Raw genomic sequence first — 2,133 nt, 5'->3', positions numbered from 1 at the left:
ACAGAGAAAGCGTTGGAGCAAATTTGGCAAGACGTGCTGAGGGTGAATGAACCTTTAAGTGTGACGGCCAACTTTTTCCATTTAGGTGGGCACTCTTTATTGGCGACTCAGTTAATCACAAAGATAAATACATTTTTTGATTTTAACATGACGATAAAGGCTGTATTTGATCATGGAACCATTGCACAGATGGCATCACAAATCAGCACGAAAGGCGCGCTGACCTTTTCATCATATGAACCAATCAAAAATAACCCTGATTTGCTGGAAGGACCGCTGTCATTTGCGCAGCAGAGACTTTGGTTTTTAGATCAGCTCAACCCTGGGTCAGTACAATACAACATGACCCAAGCGTTGAGAATAACTGGTGGTCTTGATGTTACCGCTTTAGAGCAAACTATAAACAAGGTAATAGAACGCCATAAGGTATTACGAAGTGTGTATCATCGCTCTAAGTCAGGGCCTGTACAAGTGGTACTAAGTGATTATCACCAAGCAATTAATTACATACGGCTCTCGGATGAAGACGAGCAGAAAAGATTAATAGAGCACCATGTAAAGGAAGAGTTGAATACGCCTTTCGACTTGACACAGTCTCATATGCTTAGAAGTCGACTGCTATCTTTATCTGATGCTGAACACGTATTGATCTTGACTTTACATCATATTGCAGCTGATGGATGGTCTTTAGGGATTTTGACCGAAGAAATTTGTAGACTTTACGAAAATCACAAACAAGGCAAGAAAAATGCGTTATCAGCATTGCCTATTGACTATCTCGACTACGCAATTTGGCAGCATGACAGAGAAGAGAGAATAAAAGAGCAGTTAAATTATTGGCTGGATAATTTGAATGATGTTTCTCCGTTAAGTGTTTTACCGACAGATTACTTACGAACTAGCCAGCGTACTCATGCAGGTGATTACTTCGCTAGTGTATTAAATGCAGAGCTGACACAATCTATTAACCTTCTATGTCGCGACAAAGAAATGACACTGTTTATGGTGTTAGAAGCGGCACTAGCGGTCTTAATTAGCGGTTATAGCGCACAAGATGACATCGTGATTGGTACTCCTGTTGCTGGGCGGCTGCATCAGGATGTTGAGCTGTTAATTGGCTGTTTTGTCAATAATTTAGCATTACGTACTCAGTTTTCAAACGATATGAGCGTATCAGAGCTGATGTCTAATACACGTGAAACTGTTCTCAACGCGTATGAAAATCAGGAATCTCCATTTGAACAAATTGTTGACAGACTTGAGCTACCCAGAAGCTTAGACTTTAGCCCTTTATTCCAGATTCAGTTAATCATGCAAAACACCAAACAGGTTGCGCCTGAGTTGACAGAGTTAACACTTGAGGCTATTCCGGCTCCGATGAATACAGTTAAGTATGATTTAGAGTTGAATGCTACTGAGTTTGAAGGTGAAATTCACTTGGGATGGCAGTTCAGCACAGAGTTATATGACAAATCTAGCATTGAGAGGTTTAGTCGGGTGTTTGAGTTGATCCTTACAAGTATGATGTCGGACCCGCAGCAAACCATAGGTGAGCTGCAGCTAATTGGTTCGCAGGACCATAAAAAGGTTAAGGAGTGGAATGACACCAAGCGCGACTACCCCACCAATATGCAGGTTCACCATTTATTTGAACAGCAGGTGCAGGCTAATCCTGCACACACTGCCTTGATATTTGGTGATGAAAAATATTCATATGAAGAGCTAAATGTTTGGGCCAACCGCCTAGCCCAGGCAATTATGAATGAAGGTGTTAGAAGAGGTGATGTCGTAGGCATATGCATGCCCCGCGGTGCAGAGCAAGTCGCTGCCGTATTGGCTGTATTGAAAGCAGGGGCGGCATATCTGCCAATAAGTTTGGAGTTACCGGTAGACCGTATTGCATATATGTGTCAGGATAGCGAAATAAGTCTGGTCCTGAAGTCATCTCATAGCACAGGTTTACATACAATCGGAAATGCCAAATGGTATTGTGTTAGTGATAAAGGCTTGTATCGTTCTTATTCAGAAGATAATATCAATCTATATGATGCAACTTCTTCAGACCTAGCATACGTAATTTATACCTCAGGCTCGACGGGATTACCAAAAGGGGTATTAGTCGAACACCAGGGT

The 2,133-nt window shown here is 41.9% G+C and carries 1 protein-coding gene; it reads left to right on the top strand.

Going from position 1 to position 2,133, the window contains the following annotated elements:
• Positions 1–2,133, top strand: a 2,133-nt coding sequence (locus tag OPS28_RS16940; RefSeq protein ID WP_265610657.1) for a non-ribosomal peptide synthetase, incomplete at both ends; no start/stop codon positions are given.

The organism is Alteromonas sp. ASW11-130, from assembly GCF_026183735.1.
Taxonomy (GTDB): domain Bacteria; phylum Pseudomonadota; class Gammaproteobacteria; order Enterobacterales; family Alteromonadaceae; genus Alteromonas.
The sequence above is the reverse complement of the archived record's forward strand: the minus strand, read 5'-3'. Positions and strand labels throughout refer to the sequence as shown.